General features: G+C 74.2%; 15 protein-coding genes. 11 read left to right on the forward strand and 4 right to left on the reverse strand.

The window, feature by feature from the left end; genetic code table 11:
• Positions 1 to 31: 31 nt before the first annotated feature.
• Entirely contained in the window at positions 32 to 2,101 is a 2,070-nt protein-coding gene (locus BLASA_RS06060) for a prolyl oligopeptidase family serine peptidase (protein ID WP_014375163.1), read from the reverse strand.
• 222 nt (positions 2,102 to 2,323) lie between these two features.
• Between BLASA_RS06060 and BLASA_RS06065 the strand changes: the two genes are divergently transcribed.
• The 6 genes from BLASA_RS06065 (at position 2,324) to BLASA_RS06090 (ending at position 7,637) form a co-directional block, all read left to right on the forward strand.
• Positions 2,324 to 2,851, forward strand: coding sequence for an HNH endonuclease (locus BLASA_RS06065; RefSeq protein ID WP_014375164.1), 528 nt, complete (start codon positions 2,324 to 2,326; stop codon positions 2,849 to 2,851).
• Positions 2,852 to 3,289: 438 nt separating this feature from the next.
• Positions 3,290 to 4,423, forward strand: coding sequence for a hypothetical protein (locus BLASA_RS06070; RefSeq protein WP_014375165.1), 1,134 nt, complete (start codon positions 3,290 to 3,292; stop codon positions 4,421 to 4,423).
• Entirely contained in the window at positions 4,411 to 5,082 is a 672-nt protein-coding gene (locus tag BLASA_RS06075; protein ID WP_014375166.1) for a class F sortase, read from the forward strand. The genes BLASA_RS06070 and BLASA_RS06075 overlap by 13 nt, the downstream gene beginning before the upstream one ends.
• Positions 5,083 to 5,243: 161 nt before the next feature.
• The gene (locus BLASA_RS06080) at positions 5,244 to 6,686 is read left to right on the forward strand and encodes an amidase (protein WP_014375167.1); all 1,443 of its coding nucleotides are present in this window, start codon (positions 5,244 to 5,246) and stop codon (positions 6,684 to 6,686) included.
• A 29-nt stretch (positions 6,687 to 6,715) separates the two neighbouring features.
• Entirely contained in the window at positions 6,716 to 7,126 is a 411-nt protein-coding gene (locus BLASA_RS06085) for a hypothetical protein (RefSeq protein WP_014375168.1), read from the forward strand.
• 52 nt (positions 7,127 to 7,178) lie between these two features.
• Positions 7,179 to 7,637 carry a DUF5130 family protein gene (locus BLASA_RS06090; RefSeq protein ID WP_014375169.1) on the forward strand — a complete coding sequence of 153 codons (459 nt, stop codon included), beginning with the start codon at positions 7,179 to 7,181 and terminating at the stop codon, positions 7,635 to 7,637.
• A gap of 228 nt (positions 7,638 to 7,865) precedes the next feature.
• On the opposite strand, the gene pepN is transcribed toward BLASA_RS06090, so the two are convergent.
• Positions 7,866 to 10,424 (reverse strand): aminopeptidase N, encoded by a 2,559-nt coding sequence (gene pepN / locus BLASA_RS06095; protein WP_014375170.1) that lies wholly within the window; start codon positions 10,422 to 10,424, stop codon positions 7,866 to 7,868.
• A 142-nt stretch (positions 10,425 to 10,566) separates the two neighbouring features.
• Between pepN and BLASA_RS06100 the strand changes: the two genes are divergently transcribed.
• Both BLASA_RS06100 and BLASA_RS06105 read left to right on the forward strand, forming a co-directional pair.
• Positions 10,567 to 11,229, forward strand: a complete 663-nt coding sequence (locus BLASA_RS06100; protein ID WP_014375171.1) for a DsbA family protein — start codon at positions 10,567 to 10,569, stop codon at positions 11,227 to 11,229.
• Positions 11,230 to 11,287: 58 nt separating this feature from the next.
• Positions 11,288 to 12,049, forward strand: coding sequence for an SDR family oxidoreductase (locus BLASA_RS06105; RefSeq protein ID WP_014375172.1), 762 nt, complete (start codon positions 11,288 to 11,290; stop codon positions 12,047 to 12,049).
• Positions 12,050 to 12,108: 59 nt separating this feature from the next.
• Here the strand turns inward: BLASA_RS06105 and BLASA_RS06110 are convergent, their stop codons facing one another.
• Positions 12,109 to 12,786: a DUF429 domain-containing protein gene (locus BLASA_RS06110; RefSeq protein WP_014375173.1), complete on the reverse strand. Its 678-nt coding sequence runs from the start codon at positions 12,784 to 12,786 to the stop codon at positions 12,109 to 12,111.
• Between the two features lie 26 nt (positions 12,787 to 12,812).
• On the opposite strand from BLASA_RS06110, the gene BLASA_RS06115 reads away from it, so the two are divergent.
• Entirely contained in the window at positions 12,813 to 13,304 is a 492-nt protein-coding gene (locus BLASA_RS06115; RefSeq protein ID WP_014375174.1) for a ribose-5-phosphate isomerase, read from the forward strand.
• Positions 13,305 to 13,308: 4 nt separating this feature from the next.
• Here BLASA_RS06115 and BLASA_RS06120 read toward each other — a convergent pair whose 3' ends face one another.
• The gene (locus BLASA_RS06120; protein ID WP_014375175.1) at positions 13,309 to 14,553 is read right to left on the reverse strand and encodes a GNAT family N-acetyltransferase; all 1,245 of its coding nucleotides are present in this window, start codon (positions 14,551 to 14,553) and stop codon (positions 13,309 to 13,311) included.
• Positions 14,554 to 14,876: 323 nt separating this feature from the next.
• Here BLASA_RS06120 and BLASA_RS06130 point away from each other — a divergent pair, with 323 nt between their 5' ends.
• Both BLASA_RS06130 and BLASA_RS06135 read left to right on the forward strand, forming a co-directional pair.
• Positions 14,877 to 16,577: a hypothetical protein gene (locus BLASA_RS06130; RefSeq protein ID WP_014375176.1), complete on the forward strand. Its 1,701-nt coding sequence runs from the start codon at positions 14,877 to 14,879 to the stop codon at positions 16,575 to 16,577.
• 73 nt (positions 16,578 to 16,650) lie between these two features.
• Positions 16,651 to 17,634: a sigma-70 family RNA polymerase sigma factor gene (locus BLASA_RS06135; protein WP_014375177.1), complete on the forward strand. Its 984-nt coding sequence runs from the start codon at positions 16,651 to 16,653 to the stop codon at positions 17,632 to 17,634.
• Positions 17,635 to 17,644: the final 10 nt, after the last annotated feature.

Genomic DNA, 17,644 nt, shown 5'->3' on the forward strand with positions numbered 1-17,644 from the left:
CTGCGTGTCCGGAGGCTGACCGAACGCACTGTCAGCCGGGAAGCCCCGTGTGCGCCGCGAGGAACGCCAACTGGTCGGCGGCCAGGCCCACGGTCCGGCTCACCGCCCGTGCGCCGTGCCCGACCGACGTCTCCCGGCGCAGCACGACCGGGGCGTCGGAGGCGGTGGCGTGCTGCAGCGCGGCGGCCAGCTTCCGCCCGTGCAGCGGGTCCACCCGGGTGTCGGACTCGAACGTCGTGACCAGCACCGCCGGGTAGGCCGTGCCCGCGCGCACCGCGTGGTACGGCGAGTAGCCCAGCAGCCAGCCCAGCTCCACCGGGTCCTCCGCGGTGCCGTACTCGTCGTTCCAGGTGCGGCCCAGACCGAACAGCTCGTACCGGACCATGTCCAGCAGCGGCGCGCTGCAGACGACGGCGGCGGCCAGGTCCGGGCGCTGGGTCAGCGTGGCACCGACCAGCAGGCCGCCGTTCGAGCCACCCATGACCGCCAGCTGCTGGTGCGTCGTCCAGCCGCCGGCCACCAGGTGCTTCCCGGCGGCGGCGAAGTCGTCGAAGACGTTCTGCTTGCGCTCGCGCATCCCGGCGCGGTGCCACTCCTCACCGTGCTCGGAGCCGCCGCGCAGGTTCGCCACCACCCAGACGCCGCCCGCGGCGACCCAGGCCAGCGCCTGCGCCGAGTAGGCGGGGGTGAGGGAGACGTTGAACCCGCCGTAGCCGTACAGGACCGCCGGACGCGGGCGGTCGGGTTGGCCCGTCCCCGAGAGCACGAACAGGTGCACCGCGGTGCCGTCCTTCGACGTCGCGTGCGTCTCCACGACGGTCAGCGCCGGCACCTCGCCGGCCACGTCGGCCTGCTCCCAGGGGACCAGGTCGGCGGACGGGCCGGCGTCCCAGCGCAGCACCGACGGCGGGGTCGCGTAGTCGGTGTAGCCCACCCACGCGCTGGTGCCGCCCTCGGGCGGCGCGCTGACGCCGGAGATGCTGCCGGCGCCCGGAGCGGCCACCTCGGCGAGCCGGCCGCCGCCGTCCCCGGCCCACAGCGACAGCCGGTCGGTGGCGTCCACCGCGTGCACGGCGAGCACCTGCAGCGCGCCGTCCGGCCCGTCGACGAGCGCGACGTCGGAGAGGACCGCGCCCTCCTGCTGCGGGATCACGTCCTGCCAGCGCTCCGGGGCCCAGGTCGCGGGATCGGCGGGGTCGGCGACCGCCAGCCGCCAGCGCGGGGCGTCCCGGTCGCTCATCAGCCAGAGCCGCCCGTCCCGCGCCACCCAGGCGGCGGTCTGGGCGTCGACGCCGAGCTGCAGCTCCCGCAGGACGCCGTCCCCGCCCAGGTCGGCCAGCCAGACGTCGTCCCGCGGCGCGGTGCCCACCGACCGGGAGACGACCAGCCAGCGGCCGTCCCGGCTGGTGCGCACGCCGAAGTAGCTGGCCGGATCGCTGCCCTCCCCGTGCACGAGGACGTCGTCGTCGGCCGGTGCGCCCACCCGGTGGCGCCAGACGCGGCGGTGGAACTGCTCCTCCCCGGCGGGCACCAGGTCAGGGGCCAGGCGCCGCACGTAGAACAGCTCCTTCCCGCCGGGCAGCCACCCGACGGGGGAGTAGCGGCACCGGTCGACCGGCCCGTCGAGCAGCTCGCCGTTGGCGACGTCGAGGACGAACAGCTGCGACTCCTCGTCGCCGCCGGTGGAGACCTGGTACGCCAGCCGGTCGCCCTCCCAGGACGGCGACCAGGCGTCGAGCGTCGTCGTCCCCGCGGGGTCGAGGGCCATCGGGTCGACCAGCACCCGGACCGCGCCGTCGGCCTCGCGCACCCGCAGGACGGCGTGCTCCTGACCGGGGTCGCGGCGGGTCGAGAAGGCGCGCTCCCCGCGCCACACGGGCACGCCGACGGCGCCCGACCGCACCAGGTCGCCGAGGCTCGCGGCGAACCGTTCGCGCAGCGGCAGGGCGGAGAGCACCTGGGCGGTGAGCTCATCCTGCGCCCGCGACCACTCCTGCGTGCGGGGATCGTCCGGGTCCTCCAGCCAGCGGTAGGGATCGGCGACGCGGTGGCCGTGCAGGTCGTCGACGAGGTCCAGGCGCGGGGCCTCCGGGTAGCGCATTCCCGGCACGCTAGTGGCGGTCCGGGGGGCCTGCCGGGCGCAGTGCGCGAAACTCGAGTGCGCCGACGGCGCGATCACGGGTCAGAATGGGCCTGCCCGCGGGTCGTGCAGCACCCGGCGGTCCGGGGCGTCCGGAGGTGATCCGTGCCGCGTTCCGCGCCCGGGTCGACGTCGGCGGGTCACCCAGGCCCGCGGCGCGACCCCGTCCCGCCGCTCGTCCCCGTGCCCTCACCCGCCACCACGGGCGCCACCCTGCTGCTCAACGCCACGTACGAGCCGCTGTGCGTCGTCTCCAGCCGGCGGGCGATCGTGCTCGTCCTCGCCGAGAAGGCCGAGTCGGTCGACGTCACCGCCGAGCTGGTGCGCGCCGCGACCCTGAGCGTCCCCGTCCCCGTGGTGGTCCGGTTGACCCGCTACGTCCGGGTGCCGTACCCGGCGTCGGTGCCGCTGTCGCGGCGGGCGGTGTTCACCCGCGACGGGCAGACCTGCGTCTACTGCGGCGGCTCGGCCACGAGCATCGACCACGTGGTGCCGCGCAGCCGGGGCGGGACCCACACCTGGGACAACGTGGTGGCGGCCTGCCGTCGGTGCAACCACACCAAGGCCGACCGCTCCCTGGCCGAGCTGGGCTGGAAGCTGCCGCACCCGCCGAGCACACCCAGCGGTGCGGCCTGGCGGCTGCTCGGCCACCGGACGGTCGATCCCCGCTGGCGGGAGTGGCTCGGCGTGCCGGAGAGCGTCAGCGCCTGACGTCACCGGCCGCCGGGCGGTGGCCCGGCCGGCGAACGCCGGCGAGAAGGTGGTGTAGCGCACGAGCACCGTCGGCAGCTCGCCGGTTCCGGCGACGCGTTCCTGCGGTGTTCCGCCCGAGCCTGCGGTTCTGCGCCTATGGCCGGACGCCGATCCGATCGGCGTCCCGAGCCGGGCCGACGTGCGAGCGAACGAGGGCAAGAATATGCCTGCCATGTGCGTGCTGAAGGTGGCTCTTGACACACATCGCCACAACGAATGCCCGATCGTCGGCGAGACTTGGTAGGTGCAGCCATATTGCACGTCACACTCTGATGACGCCCTGCCCCACGCGTATCGGCATGCGTGTCATGCACGCACGTGAACTGACCGGTGACATTACGTTTCCGCAGCAGTCAGCGCCGCTGGGGCGCTGCGGTCGCCGGAAGGTGTCCCTCCATGTCCAGCCCCTCCCTGTCCCGCCGGCCGCAGATGCAGCGCCTCGGCCTCGTCGGCATCGGCGCCGCCGTCCTCCTCGTCGGCATCACGCCTCCCGCCGGCGCCGCGACCGACGTCACCATCCCGCTCGAGCCCGCCGAGGTCGCGCTGGATGCCTTCCCGGTCGAGAACGTCGGCGCGATGGACCCCATGGCCGACCCGGCCACCGGGCCCGTCGTGACGCCCGTGCTGGTGCAGTACAGCGGCACGATCACCGTCGACCTGCCCGCGGAGCTCGACGACTCCGCCGTCGAGGCCGCGCTGACCTTCGACGACGACGGCGACGGCACCCCCGACGTGGTGTACGCCTCCAACCCCACGGGCGCCGAGCTGCCCCTCACGATCAGCGGCGCGGGCACCGGCAGCATCACGGTCACCCTGCCTGCCGACGACAGCGTGGGCGTTGATGCCGCCAGCCTGTTCCTCGAGCCGCTCACCTCGACCCTGGGCCCGGCGTTCACCTACTACGACCCGGTGTTCTACGAGCTCGCGTTCGACCCCTCCGCGCTTCCCGCGGAGAACGTTGCGCCCGAGCTGGTCGCGGTGTCGCAGGTGCCCTGCGCGCTCTCGTCCGCCACGTCCTGCCCGGTGCCGGTGACGGCCGGCTCGACCGTCACGCTGGACCTGACCGCCGCTTCGGTGCTGCGGGAGCTCGACCTCACCGACCTGACCGGCGTTCTGGTCGGCCTGCAAGCGCTCGACGCCAACGGCGACGCCACGGGTGCGGCAGTGCCGCTGACGGTCCAGGTCAGCGGCTCGACGGCGACCTTCGTGCTGCCGGCTGACACGACGGCCGGCTCCTACGGCCTCGTGGTCGCGCAGCAGACCCCGTCCGGCGGCATCTCGATCGTCGCCGTGGAGCTCACCGTGGCCGCGGAGGCCGTGGTCGCCCCGCCGACGGCGCCGCCGACGGCCGCGCCGGTGGTCAACGACGGCCTGCGCTCGAACACCGGCGTCGAGGCGGTCGAGGCGGGCTCCACCGGCATCCTCGCGGTCGCCGCGGGCGCCGGGCTGCTGGTCGCCGCGGGCGTGGGTGGCGTGACCGCCGCCCGCACCCGTCGCCGTGCGGCGGTGGGCGGCACGTGCGCCGACTGACGGCCACGAGTCCGCGCGCCGGCGCCGTCACCGCGGTCGCCGCCGTCGGGCTCGCCGGGGCTGCGCTGCTCGCCATCGGCCTGGCTGATGGCGAGCAGCCGGTCGCCGCCATCGGGCCCGCCCCGATGGTGGCGGCCACCTCGGCTCCGCCTCCCGAGGAGGTCCCGCCGACCCTGCCGCCCGAGGGGGTGACGCTGCCGACGCCCTCCTCGGACGTGCACGTGACCGTCCCGGCGGCCGACCTGGACCTGCCCGTGCTGCCGCTGACCCCGCGTGGCGGCGCCATCAACCCGCCGACGCTGACCGCTGCCTACTGGATCGAGCCGTACGGCGACCCGGTCGGCGCGGCGGGGGAAAGCGACAACACGCTCTACCTCGCCGCGCATTCGACAGGGACCGGCGAGTACGGCTTCGACCCGTTGATGGAGTCCGACGGCGGGGGCAGCAAGCTCGCCGCGGGGGACGTCGTCGAGGTCAGCACTCCCAGGGGCACGGTCAGCTACACCGTCGAGCGAACGAAGCGCTACGCCAAGGGCGAGCTGCCCGGCGCCACCGAGGTGTGGGAGGCCTCGCCGGGGCGGCTGGTGCTGATCACCTGCTTCCAGCGCGGTGGTGGCCGGGCCTCCACCGAGAACCTCGTGGTGTTCGCCGAGTCCTGATCAGGTGACGCGGGTGCGCACGCCGGGGAACCCCTCGTGCGCCCCGCTCGCCGGCACCTCGCCGAGGCGACCGACGGGTCCGCCCGGGGTCAGTGCGCCGCCGGCGTCGAGTGCCTCGGCAGGCGAGCAAGCACTCCGCACTGCGCGCTAGCGTCCCGTACGTGACCTCCTACACCCAGCTGCACGACCTCACCGCGCTCGAGCAGGCTGCCGCCGTCCGCGCGAAGGAGGTCAGCCCGACGGAGCTGGTGGAGCACGCGCTGCGCCGGATCGACGCGCTCGATGCCGGCCTCGGCGCGTTCATCACCGTGACCCCCGAGCGCGCCCGCGCCGCCGCGTCGGCCGCCGAGGCCCGGCTGCGCGAGGGCGGGGAGCTGCCTCCGTTGCTGGGCGTCCCGACCGCGATCAAGGACCTCAACAACACCGCCGGCGTCCGGACGACGTTCGGTTCGTCGACCATGGCCGACTTCGTGCCGCGGGTCGACGACGCCGTCGTCACGCGGCTGGCCGACGCCGGGACGATCAGCGTCGGCAAGACGAACACGCCGGAGTTCGGCTTCCCCTGCTGGACCGACAACGACCTCGTCGGGCCGGCCCGCTCACCCTGGGACACCTCCCGGCTGGCCGGTGGCTCCAGCGGCGGCGCCGCGGTCGCCGTCGCGGCCGGGTTCGTGCCGTTCGCCCAGGGCAGCGACGGGGGCGGCTCCGTCCGGATCCCGGCGAGCATCAACGGGTTGTTCGGCATCAAGCCCACCCGCGGGCGGATCAGCAACGCCCCCTACGCCAGCGAGACGACGGGGCTGGGCATCAACGGCCCGCTGGCGCGGACGGTGCGCGACGCCGCCGCGATGCTCGACGCGATGGCCGGCCCGGAGATCGGCGATCCCTTCTGGGCGCCGCCGCTGCCCCCGGGTGAGACGTTCCTCGGGTGGGCCGACAGGGAGCCGGGCCGGCTGCGGATCGGCCGGTACCTGGAGTCGGCGGTACCCGGGGTGGAGCTGGAGCCGGAGGTCGCCGAGGCGCTCGACGCCGCCGCCCGGCTGCTGGAGAGCCTGGGCCACACCGTCGAGGACGCCCCAGCCGGCCTGCTGGACCCCACGGTGCTGCCGTCCTTCGAGCGGGTGTGGGCGCTGAGCGCGACGACGCTGCCGGTGCCCCCCGACCGGGTCGACCAGCTGCGGCCGCTCACCCGGTGGATGCGGGACCGTGGGCTGGCGATGTCGGCCCAGGACGCGATGGAGGCGATGTTCGCCCTGCGGCTGTTCTCCCGGCAATTCATCCGCGCCACCGCGGGCTTCGACGTCCTGCTAGCACCGGTGCTCACCATGACCCCGCGGCCGATCGGCTGGTTCCAGGCCGACGGGGAGGGTGCGCCGGACTTCGAGCGGCAGAAGCGCTACGCCGCCTTCACCGCGCTGTTCAACGTCACCGGCCAGCCCGCGGTCAGCGTGCCGCTGCACTGGACGGCCGACGACCTGCCGGTCGGGACGATGCTGGTCGGCCGCCCGGCGAACGAGGCGACGCTGGTCTCCCTCTCGGCACAGCTGGAGGCCGCCCGGCCATGGGCGCACCGCCGCCCCGCCGTGTGGGGCGACACCCGATGATCACGAGCAGCTGCCGGTAGGTTGTCCCCGTGTTCGACGCTGAGTGGTACCTCGTCTTCGCCGGCATCCCCCTGGCCATCACCGCGGTGCTGGCGCTGCTGACCCTCCGGCCGGGCAAGGACCGGCGCCCCCGGTACAAGCCGGGCCAGCCCTGGAACTACGCCCCGGTCTGGTACGAGCCGCACCCGGCGCACGTCGGCGGGGACTCCGAGCACGGTCCGGCGCCGACGCACGGGCCGGCGGCCGTCCCCGGCAGCGGTACCTCCGCGCTGGGTTCTTCCATGTACCCCGAGCAGCCGGGGGAGCGGGCGCTGGACGCCGAGACCGGGGCCGGCCCGGCCGTCGCCGACGCCGGTGCCGACCGGCCGCACGGTGGCGCCACCGCCGCCCGCATGCCGTCGCCCGCGGGCCCGCTGGGCGGCGCGCGTGGCACCTGGTGACCAGCCCCGTGATTTTTCCTGACCTCCCGACGACCCCCTCCGGAGACCGGCGATGAGCACCGCGCTCGACACTTCCTCCTACGACACCGCCACCAAGTCGACGGCGCCTTCCCGCAACGAGGAGCCGCCCGTCGACCGGGTGTTCAGCTACCAGGAGCTGGCCCGGCTGGACGAGGCGCTGACCATGTCCTCCCGCGAGACGGGGCTGCGGTTCACCCTCTACGTCGGTGAGCTGAGCACGCCCACCCGCGCGCACGCCGAGGGGTTGCACGCCCGCTCCGGCGCCGATCCGGCCGATGCGGTGCTGATCGCCGTCGCGCCGGGGCAGCGGGTGGTGGAGGTCGTCACCGGTGCGGGCGCCGCCCGCCGGTTGCCCGACCGCGCCTGCGCCCTCGCCGTCCTTTCCATGACCAGCGCCTTCACCGCCGGTGACCTCGTGGGCGGCATCGTCAACGGGCTGCGCCAGCTGTCCGACCAGGCCGGCCACCCGGCGGCGCTGCGCGCTCACTGAGCGACGACGAAGGCGCCGCACCCCCTCGGGAGTGCGGCGCCTTCGTCCTTCCACCCCGCTCGGCGGAATGATCAGGTGACCTGATCATTTCGGGTCCTGGCTCACCACCGGTGCTGAGCCAGGACCCCTGGTGATCAGGTGACCTGATCACGATGGGCGGCGGGGGTGGGAACGACGGAGCCCCGCCCACCAGCAGGTGGGCGGGGCTCCGTCGTCCGGTGCGTGCTGCTACTGCGAGGTGTGGGCGTCGCCGTCCCGCTCGCGGGCGCGCAGCGCCCGGGCGATGCCGTCCCGGCCCTCGAACACCAGCCGGCGCAGCGCGGGGGGCTGCTCGGCGTCGGCCAGCCACGCGTCCGCGGCCGCGATCGTCCGCGGCTCGACGACGGGCGGGAACAGGTACTGCACGGTGTTCTTGGCGATCTCGCCCGGACGGCGCTCCCAGACCGGCCGCACCTCGGCGAAGTAGCGGTCCACGTACCCCGCGGTGAGCTCGCGCTGCGCGGGGTGCCAGAAGCCGGCCACCACGGCCTCGTGGACGGCGTTCGGGATGGTCTCGTCGTGAAAGGCCTGCCGCCAGGTCGTCTCTTTCGACTCCGGCGTCGGCCGCAGCGCCCGCGCGGTGGCCGTTCGCCGGGCGCCGGTGGCCGTGGCGTCCCGCCCGGCCTCGGCGTCGATCTCCGCATCGCCGGCCGCCCCGATGGACACCAGCCCGTGCAGGAACGCCCACCGGGCGTCGGTGTCCACCTCGAGGCCCTCGACGACCCGTGAGCCGTCGAGCAGGCCGCGCAGCGCGGCGGCGTGCTCGTCGGTGCGGGCGGCGCTGGCCAGGGTGCGCGACCACAGCAGCTGCTGGTCGCTCCCGGCCGGCGCCGCGTCCAGAGCGGCCAGCGCGTGGTCGGCCAGCTGCGCCCAGCCGGTCGGCGCCCAGGCCGGGTCGGCGAACGAGGAGAGCGCGCTCTGCACCCGGGCCAGCAGCGACTGGAGAACGCTGCTCTCGGTCTCCGCGCCGATGCCGGCCAGCACCAGCCGCACCCACTCGCGGGCGGGCAGCTCGGCGTCGCGGGTCATGTCCCAGGCCGCCGACCAGCACAGCGCACGGGCCAGCGGGTCGGGGATGGCGCCGATGCGGGTGCGCAGCGTGGCCAGCGACCGCTCGTCGAGCCGCAGCTTGGCGTAGGTGAGGTCATCGTCGTTGACCAGCACCAGGTCCGCGGCCGGGTGCCCGACCAGCTCCGGGACCTCGGTGCGCGCTCCGGCGACGTCGAGCTCCACCCGGTGGCTGCGGGTGAGCCCGTCGGGGCCCTCGCTGTAGAGACCCACCGCGAGCCGGTGGTTGCGCAGCACCGGGTGCTCGGCGACGGCGGTCTGCTCGATGGCGAAGGAGGCGTACCGGCCGTCGTCGGTGATCTCGTACACCGGCCGCAGGGTGTTGACCTGGCTGGTGCGCAGCCACTGGTCGGCCCACTCGGAGAGGTCGCGCCCGGAGCTCTCCGACAGCGGGCCGAGCAGGTCGGCGAGCGTGGTGTTGCCGTACTCGTGCCGGCGGAAGTACCGCTGCACGCCGGTGAGGAACTCCTCGCGTCCGACGTAGGCGACCAGCTGCTTGAGCACCGAGGCGCCCTTGGCGTAGGTGATGCCGTCGAAGTTGACCTCGACCGCGGCGACGTCGGGGATGTCGGCGGCGATCGGGTGGGTCGAGGGCAGCTGGTCCTGCGCGTACGCCCACGCCTTCTCGGTGTTCGCGAACGTCGTCCACGCCGTCGTGTACTCGGTCGCCTCGGCCTGGGCCAGCGTGCTGATGTAGGTGGCGAAGGACTCGTTGAGCCACAGGTCGTCCCACCAGCGCATGGTCACCAGGTCGCCGAACCACATGTGCCCGAGCTCGTGCAGGATCGTCTCCGCCCGGCGCTCGTAGCGCGCCCGGCTGACCTTCGACCGGAAGACGTAGTCCTCCAGGAAGGTCACGGCCCCGGCGTTCTCCATGGCACCGGCGTTGAACTCCGGCACGAAGAGCTGGTCGTACTTGTCGAACGGGTACGGGTAGTCGAACACCCGGTGGTAGAAGTCGAAGCCCTGCTTGGTCACCCGGAAGATCTCGTCGGGGTCCAGGAATTCCGCCAGCGAGGCGCGGCAGTACAGGCCCAGCGGGATGCCCTCGTGCAGATCGGTGACCTTGGCGTACGGACCGGCGATCAGCGCCACCAGGTAGGTGGAGATCCGTTTGGTGGGCGCGAAGTGCGCCAGCTGCGACCCGCCCTCGCCGGCCTCGATGGTGCGGCCGCCGGTGTTGGAGATGACCTGCCAGTCGAACGGCGCGGTGACGTGCAGGGTGAACGTCGACTTCAGGTCCGGCTGGTCGAAGCAGGTGAACATCCGCTTGGCGTCCGCCGGCTCGAACTGGGTGTACAGGTACACCTGGCCGTCGACCGGGTCGAGGAAGCGGTGCAGCCCCTCGCCGCTGTTGGTGTAGCGGCAGTCCGCCGTCACCACGAGGGTGTTCTGCTCCGCCAGGCCGGGCAGCGGCAGCCCGCCCTCCTCGGTGTAGGTGCTGATGTCGAGCTCGGTGCCGTTCAGCGTCGCCGAGTCGACCGTCTCGGCCACCAGGTCGATGAAGGTGTCGGCGCCCGGCCGTCGGCAGGTGAACTCGACGGTCGTCGTCGACCGGAAGGTGTGCTCGCCGGGATGCCCGGCGCCGTCGGTGACGTCGAGGGAGATGTCGTAGCTCTGGACGGCGAGCAGCTCGGCGCGCGCGGCGGCATCGGTGCGGGTCAGGTTGGGTACAGCCACAGCCGCAGCTTGTCATGCGGGGACGACGGTCCGCCCGCCCGTACGCGGGCCTCCCCGGGGAACAAGCCCACCCCCACCTGGCTTGCCACCAGCAGAGACGGCCCCGGGCGCGCCTGCCCGGGCCACGGAACGAGGAGAACGCATGACCGACGCAGTGCAGAGCGCCCCCACCAAGGCCCGCGTGGACTTCTGGTTCGACCCGCTGTGCCCGTGGGCCTGGCTGACCAGCCGCTGGGTGCTGGAGGCGGCCAAGGTGCGCGACATCGACCTGCACTGGCACGTCATGTCCCTCGCCGTCCTCAACCGCGGACGGGACTTGTCCGAGGACTACCAGGAGATGATGAAGCAGGCGATCGGGCCGGTCCGGGTCGCGACCGCCGCCGCCCAGCAGCACGGCGACGAGGTGCTCGGGGACCTCTACACCGCCATGGGCACGCTGCGGCACCACGAGGGCCGCGAGCTGGAGGAGATCATCGCCCCCGCGCTCGAGCGGGTCGGTCTGCCGGCGTCGCTGGCCGAGGCCGCCACCTCGACGGAGTACGACGAGGTGCTGGAGAAGAGCCACCACGCGGGCATGGACCCGGTCGGCGACGACGTCGGCACGCCGGTCATGCACATCGACGGGGTCGCCTTCTTCGGCCCGGTCATCAGCAAGGTGCCCACCGGGGAGGAGGCCGGCAGGGCGTTCGACGGCGCGGTCCTGCTGGCGAACCTGCCCGACTTCTGGGAGCTCAAGCGCACCCGGCTCTCCGGCCCCGACATGGACTCCGTCCCGGCCGATGCCCTGGAGCTCACCCGCCGCTGACCCCTCCCGCACTCATGGACATGAGTGCGGGTCCGGTGGGGTGCGGCATGCTGTCGGGGTGCCGCACCCCACCCGCCAGCGCATCTTCATCTCCGGGGCCAGCTCCGGCCTGGGCGAGGGCATGGCCCGCCGGTTCGCGGCCATGGGCCGCGACCTCGCCCTCTGCGCCCGCCGCCTCGAGCGGCTCGAGGCGCTCCAGGCCGAGCTGCGGTCCGCCCACCCGGGAATCCGGGTCGAGGTCGCGGCCATGGACGTCGACGACCCGCGATCGGTGGCCACCGTCTTCTCCGAGCTGGCCGACCGGCTCGGCGGCTTCGACCGGGTGATCGTCAACGCCGGCATCGGCAAGGGCGCCTCGGTGGGCACCGGGGGAGAGGCGGCCAACCGCGCCGTCCTGCACACGAACGTGCTGGGCTCGCACGCCCAGTGCGAGGCGGCGATGGAGCTGTTCCGCCGCCAGGGGATGGGTCACCTGGTGCTCATCTCGTCGGTGGCCTCGGTCCGCGGCATGCCCGGCAGCCGGACCGCCTACGGGGCGAGCAAGGCGGCACTCAACGCACTGGCCGAGGGCATCCGCTCCGACGTCTACGGGTCGCAGATCGAGGTCTCCACGATCCTGCCCGGCTACATCGCCACCGACATCAACGTCGGCCGGCGCGGACCGCTCACCGTGGGCCTGGACAAGGGCGTCGACGCGCTCACCGAGGTGATCGAGCGGGAGCCGGTGCGCGGCTACGTGCCCCCGTTCCCCTGGCGCCCGGTGGCCCGCCTGCTCCGGGTGCTGCCGCTGTCGGTCGTCCGGCGGGTCACCGGCTCCTAGAGGGACCCCGTCCTCCTCACCCCGCGCAGGCTCGCGGCGAGCCTCCGGATGGAGCCTGACTACCAGCAGATGCGCATCGGCCGGCCCCGGCTGTCGGTCGTGCCGTCCCCGATGCACTCGCCCGCATCGCGGGCCAGCCGGTGTGCCGACCAGGCAGCGGCGCAGGCGTCCAGGGCATCGATCACCGGGACGCCGACGGGGGCCCCGGCGAGTGCGGTCTCGACGTCCATCACCGCACGCAGCGCGTGCAGCCGCTGCATCGTGCCGCGCGCACTGCCCTTCCGGTCCCGGACGGCGCGATCGAGGGCGCGGAAGGCCAGCTCCGGGTGCACCTCGACCACCCGGTCGGTGGGCGGGTCACCGAGTGCGTCGTCGAGGTCGCGGATGGCCTTCACCAGCTGGAAGGCCTGGGCGGAGGGCGCGCGGGGGGGAACCGTCGCCGCCCGCGACAGCCGGCGCGCCTCGGCGTAGTCGTCGGTGGCCAGCACCGCGCGCACCGGCGTCGGGAAGACCGAGCCGGCCGCGCCCAGGCCCTTGAGGCGGTCAGCCGCCGCCACGTCGCACGCACGGACCCCGTCGTCCGAGAGCCCGATCGGCATGTCGATCGCGATCAGCTCGACGTCGGGGACGCCGAGCACCGCGGCGACGTCGTCCAGGACCAGCAAGCGCACCGACCGCTCCCGCAGCAGCGCTCCCACCCAGCGTCCCCGCCAACCGTCGACCCCCAGGACCGCCACGGCGGGAGCCTGTCAGACTCGCCGGCATGCGCGTCTTCATCGGCACCGACCACGCCGGCCTGGAGTTCAAGGAGCACCTGAAGCAGGTGCTCGCCGAGGCCGGTCACGAGCCGGTCGACTGCGGCGCCTTCGAGTACGACGCACAGGACGACTACCCGCCGTTCTGCTTCGAGGTGGGGGAGCGGACGGTCGCCGAGCCGGGCTCGCTCGGCGTCGTCATCGGCGGGTCGGGCAACGGCGAGCAGATGGCCGCCAACAAGGTGCCCGGGGTCCGCGCCGCGCTGGTGTGGAACACCGCCACCGCACAGCTGGCCCGGGAGCACAACGACGCCAACGTGGTCTCCATCGGCGCTCGTCAGCACAGCGACGAGGAGGCCGCGGCGCTGGTGCTGGAGTTCCTGAAGACCCCGTTCAGCGGGGACGAGCGGCACGTCCGCCGGATCGGCATCATCAGCGACTACGAGCGCGACCGGCACCGCCCGGCCGGCGGCCTGCCCACCCGCTCCGCGCACCCCTGACCCGTCAGAACGAGTCCGGGCACCACGGCGTGACCGGCCAGCCGAACGCCGCGCTGGCCAGCGTGACCGCGCCCGGGCTGACCTCGGTGACGCGGCCGGCCGCCTGCAGCGTGGCCAGCGAGACGCCACCCAGGTAGGCGGCCGACAGCTCCTCGATCCCGAGCACGATGTCGGGGTCGCGGTCGGTGCGGCCGCAGTACCCGCCGGCCGGGTGGCCGGACAGCCGCCAGCGGCCGTCGTTCCACGGGCAGAACGGGTCCCGCACCTCGAGCACCAGGTCGATCGGCGTCGGGTAGCGGCGGGTGGCCAGCGCCCGGTCGACGTCGACCAGCCGGACCCAGAGCCCGTCGACCGGCGTGCTGTGCAGCGCACGGCCGTCGGTCACCAGCCAGCGCAGCGGGTCGTCCGGGGAGGACGCCTGGTACTTCAGCGTGCGGACGAGGTCGACCGACAGGAGGAGCTGCCAGAGCGCGGCGTAGGCCGGGGTGCTGGTCGCCCGCACCTCCTCGACGATCAGCGTGCCGTCGGGCTCACCGGTGTCGGTCCAGGAGTCCGTCACCCGGTACGTGGCGTACCCGGTGACCGTGCCGTCGGCCTCCCGGTGCAGCAGGTACCGGCGGGCCGTCGCGCCCTTGCGCTGGGACGGGTCGTCGCGCAGCTGCCGGTCCCACCAGCGCTCGTCGCGCGCCATGTTCCCGGGCACGAACCGGTGCACCGCCCGGTGCACGGCCACGGCGGCGGGCCGGTACTCCTCGACGGAGACCTGCTCCACCCGGCCCGTCCCCAGGTCGACGTCCGGCCGCAGCCGCAGCCGTTCCGTGCGGCCGGAGAAGCGGGCCTCCACGGTCGCCGGCGCGTAGCCGAAGCGGCCGTAGATCGGGTACTCGGCCGCCCAGAGCCCGGCCACCGGCTCCCGCTGCTGCTCGTGCAGCTCGGTGAGCTGGCGGCGCATGATCGCGGTGAGCACGCCGCGCCGGCGGTGGGTCGGCGCGACCGTGACCCAGGTGACCCCGGCGCAGGGCACCACCGCGCCGGGGACGGTGAGGGTGCGGCTGTAGATGCCGGCGGTCGCGGCCACCCGGTCGCCGTCCCACAGTGCCAGGGACCGGTCGAGCTCGGCCACCGGCGACGGGCGCTCGGCGAAGTCGGCGGGCGGATCCTCGGCGAACACGGCATGCATGGCCTCGGTGAAGGCCGGCCACTCGTCCGCGGTGATCGGGCGCAGCTGGGAGAAGACGTCGTCGGCCACGGGTGCTGTCTACCTGGCGGGGCCGACAGGATGCCAACGAGTTCCGGCGGTCAGCCCCGGAGATCGGCGAGCGTGGCCGGGAAGCGGCGGTGGCTGAGGCCTGGCACCGGCGGGCGGAGGGACCCATCCCGGTGGCCGGCCGGTTCCGGGTCGGGCTGACCCGACTGCCGCTCCGTCGTCATCTCGGCGCGGATGGTCCCCGCCGCGCGGGGGCGGTGTCCAGCCACCGGGCCGGTTGCCATCGCCCGCTAGGCTCGGACTCTCCGACGCCGTCGTCGCCGTGCTCCGCGCACCGTCGGCGTGCCCGACCGACGGAGGCTCCCGTGCGCTCTCGCGCGTTCCCGCTCGTGCTCAGCGCCACCCTGCTCGCCGCCTGCACGTCCTCGTCCGGAGAGGAGCCGGACGAGGGCGCGACCGAGGCCCCGGTCGCCGAGGTCGCGGTCTCCGCGCCCGACGAGGCCCTGACCGTCGTCGCCGACACCGATCCGGTCGGCTCGGCGATCGGCACCAGCCGGGCGCTGTTCGACTCCGCCGACGTGGCGGTGCTCGCGGCCGAGGACGACCGTCCCGGGATGCTGCTGGGCGCCTCGGCGGCGGTGGCGCTCGGCGTCCCGTTGCTGGTCACCACCGGCCAGGCGGCACCGGAGCCGGTGACCGCCGAGCTCGAGCGGCTCGGTGTCGACACGCTGCTCGCCGTCGGCGAGGCCGCCGGTGCGGTGCCGGAGAGTGGCCCGGAGGTCGTGGTGGTCGACGCGGACGCCGGCGCCGTCGCCGCGGTGATCGGGACGGACCTGGCCGAGGGCGAGCCGGTGCCGGCCGACGGAGCGGCCGGGGCCGTGGCGGCGCTCGATGCGGAGGCTCCCGTGGCGCTGCAGCCGGACGCCGGGGCCCCGGACGCCGAGACCGAGACCGAGGCCGAGACGACCGAGGCCGAGGAGACCGAGCCGGCCACCACGGACGAGGTCCTGCCGGAGGTGGACCGTCCCGAGCCGCTCGAGGACACGATGGTGCTGGCGACGGGTCTTCCGGAGTCGGTGGCCGGGATCGCGACCGCCCGGGCGGCCGGCGCGCGCGTGCTGCTGACCGGGGGGACGACCGACCCGCGTGCGTCCGAGGCGGTCGTGGACGCCATGGCCGAGCAGTCGCCGGAAACGGTCGTCGCGCTCGGGGCGGGCTTCGCCGCCGAGGACGGGCTGGACTGGAAGGTGGCCACGGCCGCCACCGGGGTCGAGCTCCCGGGGGGCGGGCAGCTGCTCTTCCCCGGCCGGCTGCTGGTCGCCCTCTACGGGCACCCCGGCACCGGCGCCCTCGGCCTGATGGGGGAGCAGCCCCTGGAGGCGGCCATCGAGCGGGCGCGGGCGCACGCCGCCCCGTACGAACCGCTGGTCGACGAGACCGTCGTGCCGACGTTCGAGATCATCGCGACCATCGCCTCGTCGTCGGCCGGCGCCGACGGCGACTACTCCAACGAGGCCGACATCGAGATGCTCCGGCCCTGGGTCGAGGCGGCGGGGGAGGCCGGGATGTACGTCGTCCTGGACCTCCAGCCCGGGCGCACCGACTTCGTCACCCAGGCGGAGCTGTACCGGCCGCTGCTGGAGATGCCGCACGTCGGGCTGGCCCTCGATCCCGAGTGGCGGCTGGGGCCGAACGAGGTGCACCTGGTCCAGATCGGCTCGGTCGGGATCGAGGAGGTCAACCGGGTGGTGCACTGGCTGGCCGACCTGACGAGGGAGAACCGGCTGCCGCAGAAGCTGCTCGTGCTGCACCAGTTCCGGCTCGACATGATCCCCGGCCGCGAGCGGCTGGACATGAGCCGCGACGAGCTGGCGATCATGGTGCACGCCGACGGCCAGGGTGGGCAGGGTGCCAAGCAGAGCACCTGGGAGGTGCTGCGCCGGGATGCGCCCGAGGGGCTGCGGTGGGGATGGAAGAACTTCTACGACGAGGACATCCCGATGCTCACCCCGGAGCAGACGATCAGTGACGTGGAGCCCGACCCGGAGCTGATCACCTACCAGTAGGCGCCGTGCCCCCTCCCGTTCTGTCGGTGGGCTGTGGTCTGCTGACGCGCACACCGACCGGGAGGGGACTCAGGTGACCAGCGTCGCGCTCGGCCCGACCGACCAACTGGACCCGCGCCTGCTCGAACACCGCCGCGAGCTGACCGGCTACTGCTACCGGATGCTCGGGTCGGTGTTCGACGCCGAGGACGCGGTGCAGGAGACGATGGTCCGCGCGTGGCGCGGGCTGGCGGACTTCGAGGGACGGTCGGCGGTCCGGTCCTGGCTCTACCGGATCGCCACGAACGTCTGCCTCGACCAGCTGAACGGCCGGCAGCGCCGGGCGCTGCCGATGGACCTCGCCGGCTCGCCCTACCCGCCGGTCGAGGCGTCGCTGGCCGGGCGTCGCCCGGCGGCGGCGTGGATCGAGCCGGTGCTCGACCGCCAGGTCCTGCCCGAGGACGGCGACCCGGCCGACCAGGCGGTGGCGCGGGAATCGGTGCGGCTGGCGTTCGTGGCCGCGCTGCAGCACCTGCCCCCGAAGCAGCGGGCCGTGCTGATCCTCCGCGAGGTCCTGCGCTGGAAGGCCGAGGAGGTCGCCGGGCTGCTCGAGACCACGGTGGCGTCGGTGAACAGCGCGCTGCAGCGGGCGCGGGCCACGCTCGCCGACGTCGGCGGCCGGCCGGCGCCGCGCACCCTCGACGACGACGACCGGGCGCTGCTGGCCCGCTACCTCGACGCCTTCGAGCGCTACGACATCGACGCGTTCGTACAGCTGTTGCACGACGACGCCACCCAGCACATGCCGCCGTTCGAGATGTGGCTGCGCGGCCGGGACGACCTGGCCACCTGGATGCTCGGCCCGGGCGCCGGTTGCCGCGGGTCACGGCTGATCCAGACCTCGGCCAACGGGACGCCGGCGTTCGCGCAGTACCGGCCTGCGGAGGGCGGTGGTCACGTGCCGTGGGGCCTGCACGTGCTGGAGATCGAGGACGGCCGGATCGTCCACATCTCCAGCTTCCTCAACCTCGACTGCGAGCTGTTCGCCGCGCTCGGCCTGCCGACCGCGCTGGACTGAACGGGTCACC

Source organism: Blastococcus saxobsidens DD2, assembly GCF_000284015.1.
In the GTDB taxonomy this organism is placed as follows: Bacteria; Actinomycetota; Actinomycetes; order Mycobacteriales; family Geodermatophilaceae; genus Blastococcus; species Blastococcus saxobsidens_A.